Annotated in this window: 3 protein-coding genes; 1 reads left to right on the top strand and 2 read right to left on the bottom strand. The window is 49.4% G+C overall.

Features of this window, described 5'->3' with window-relative positions:
• A partial coding sequence (locus AAC007_RS17410) for a hypothetical protein (protein ID WP_339678536.1) occupies positions 1-188 on the bottom strand: 188 nt, incomplete at its 3' end.
• A 70-nt stretch (positions 189-258) separates the two neighbouring features.
• Positions 259-561 carry a hypothetical protein gene (locus AAC007_RS17415; protein WP_339678539.1) on the bottom strand — a complete coding sequence of 101 codons (303 nt, stop codon included), beginning with the start codon at positions 559-561 and terminating at the stop codon, positions 259-261.
• Between the two features lie 131 nt (positions 562-692).
• On the opposite strand from AAC007_RS17415, the gene AAC007_RS17420 reads away from it, so the two are divergent.
• Positions 693-2,633: a glycosyltransferase gene (locus AAC007_RS17420; RefSeq protein ID WP_339678541.1), complete on the top strand. Its 1,941-nt coding sequence runs from the start codon at positions 693-695 to the stop codon at positions 2,631-2,633.
• Positions 2,634-2,937 lie beyond the last annotated feature (304 nt).

Consider the following 2,937-nt stretch of genomic DNA (forward strand, 5'->3'; position numbering starts at 1 on the left):
CGCATCTCGATTAGGCCGGCAGAAATGACAGTCTCTTCGCCGATAATCACGTGATTATTGTTCCCATGGAAAACGATGCGCGCCCCACCAGAACACGCAAAATTTGGGGCAATATCTACCTGATTATTATGGCCGTTATCCATCACGGATATGCCGCCCTGCGATCCGCCCACCCAGGCTACCTCCATCCTATGCGCCTAACTTTTACCTCATAAACCAGAATAAAATTAACCTCTCCTTAAGGGCGGGCATGCTGAATTAGCCCTCGATATCTACAACATAGAATCGAAAAGATTGATTTTGTATAAACAGCTCAAAGCCCTTTTTGCCCGATACATCGCCGCCCATTTGCAGGCTGAGGGACGGCCAGTGTCTATCCTTGGCCCAACGGGAAAGGTCGTCGGTGCCATTGACGTTCTGCATGTCAGCTCGGGCAGCATCAGACTGGCAGGCTGGGCCTTTGCAGACGACATTGTTCTGCACATGAACGGCATCAAAGTGAGCACAAAAGCGGACTTGCCGCGCGAAGATGTTGCGCGCGCCCATGGCGCTGGAAAACATGTCGGATTTGATTTCACGAGTCCGCTCGGCCCCACGCATTTACACGAGATAAACCGCTTCGGAGCGGAGTTTCACCATTGCCGCGGAGCAGAAGCTCCAATTGCCAAAAACCTTATCTTTGTGCGACTTTGGTGGGCAGAGTCACGTCTGTTGTTCTCATTTTTTGTGTCATTGATCCTGCAGCTCCCCGCTTTTTTAATGCCTATGATGTACTGAAAGAGGCGCTTCAACGCATCGTGACGAATACCGACCTGCAGTGGCGCATCATCCTTATCGAAGATTGCTCGACCGACAAACGCGTACTGCCTCTGCTTCGCGATTGGTCAGCAACTCACAAAGATCGAACGACTTTTATTCAAAACCCAGAAAATCTTGGCTTTATAAAGAGCGTGAACAAAGGTCTTAATTGCGCACGACGCTGGCCGGATACCGTAGTATTGCTAAACTCGGACGCTTTGGTGCCCCCGAAATGGGCTAGCCGACTTATTCAGCCCCTATACCATTACCCCCGAGCTGCCACCGCGACGCCCATGTCGAATGATGCCGAAATATTTTCGGCTCCGTTGATCTGTGCGCCTCAGAATCTTGGCTTTGGACAAGGTGACATTATTGATGCGACAGCGGCAAGACTTAATCCTGAAGCCTATACCACAGCCGCACCGACAGGAGTGGGGTACTGTATGGCGATAAACCCTAAATACCTAAAAAAGGTGCCTCAACTAGATACCTCTTTTGGCAAAGGGTACGGCGAAGAGGTTGATTGGTGTCAGAAGGTACGAGCGGCAGGCGGACTGCATTACTGCGCAATTAACCTATTCGTAGAGCATCGTGGGGGGCAGAGCTTTGGCTCGGCAGAAAAATTGCGCCAAATTTTAAAAAACAACGCGCTTATATCCAAGCGCTATCCTCTTTACGACACCGACGTCCAAAACTTTATCAAATCGGATCCGCTCGTTTCGCCACGCATCGCATTGGCGCTGGCCTGGATAGCGGCTCAAAATACCTATCCGGTGTCAATTTACTTCGCGCACAGTATGGGCGGCGGTGCCGAAGCATACCTCCAGCATCGAATAAAATCCAAACATCACGCTTTAGATCGCGCTGCTATTGTCATCAGAATGGGCGGAAAGATGAAATGGCAGATCGAACTACACTGTCGGGATGGTATCATCTCTAGCGGCACGAACAATCTCGACTATATTGTTGAGCTTCTTCGGCCTTTAAAGCAGCGAAAGCTCGTTTACTCTTGCGCTGTGGGGGCACGCGATCCGCTCGGCGTTCCGAGATCCATTTTACATTTAAGTCAAAATGGAAAGTATAAACTAGAATTTCTTTTTCACGACTATTTTCCAATTTCTCCGGCTTACACACTTACTAATGAAAATGGCATATATATTGGCCTGCCGAAGGTCGATGAAAACGCAATAGTTTCGGATGGTGTGCATGTTAGCATCGAGCAATGGCAGAGCGAATGGGCGCGACTTTTAGAGACATCTGATGAAATATCGGTGTTTTCGAACAACAGCAGAGATATCGTTTGCAAAGCATATCCTGAGCATAGGTCGAAGATAAAGGTCAAACCGCATAAAATGCTACAGCCGGTTCCGCTGATCAAGCGCCCTGAAGGTCAGATACGCCGTGTCATTGGTGTCTTAGGTGATATCGGGGTGCAAAAAGGCGCAATGATTATAAGTCGATCAGCAACCTCAATTGAGAAGCTTGGGATTGGCCTTGTAATCGTTGGCAATTTCGATCCAGCCATACCTCTCCCGCCCTCCGCTCGGATTCACGGAAGCTACAGTGTTTCAGATCTGGGGAAAATTGCGGGTCAATATGATCTAACAGATTGGTTGGTTCCCTCGGTGTGGCCAGAAACCTTTTCATTCACCACGCATGAAGCGTTGGCGACTGGTCTGAACACCCACGCCTTCGCTATCGGGGCTCAAGGCGAGGCCGTTGCCAAGGCGGAAAATGGCTATGCCGTCCCTTATTTTACCGAAAATGATTTAGCTAAAACCCTACTATCTCATATTGAAACTCATATCGTCAAAAGGTGGGCGCTGGCCTCATGACACAAGTCAGCGTTTCCCTCTCTTCATTCCGTAAACGTGGTATTGAGGTGCTTAGCCGTGGCGCACCTACGATAAAGCTACCCCAACACACCGTATTGGAGATCCCGACAAGTTTAAAGTGGACGCAGTACGAACATTCTCTCGAAATGGGCGCGTTCTCTTATCAGGTTTCGGGATACTGCTTCGCCGGCCGGATAGGTCGCTATTGCTCCATGGGAGAAAACGTACAAATCGGGCGCCAAAACCATCCTATGAATTGGGTCTCGACGAGTCCCGCCTTATATCTTGGAAATAGAATATTCGA

Source organism: uncultured Zhongshania sp., from assembly GCF_963975605.1.
In the GTDB taxonomy this organism is placed as follows: Bacteria; Pseudomonadota; Gammaproteobacteria; order Pseudomonadales; family Spongiibacteraceae; genus Spongiibacter; species Spongiibacter aquimaris.

Excerpts from the sequence above, each read along its gene's own strand:
- AAC007_RS17415 (WP_339678539.1), bottom strand. The coding sequence starts at position 561 with ATGTTTTCCAGCGCCATGGGCGCGCGCAACATCTTCGCGCGGCAAGTC.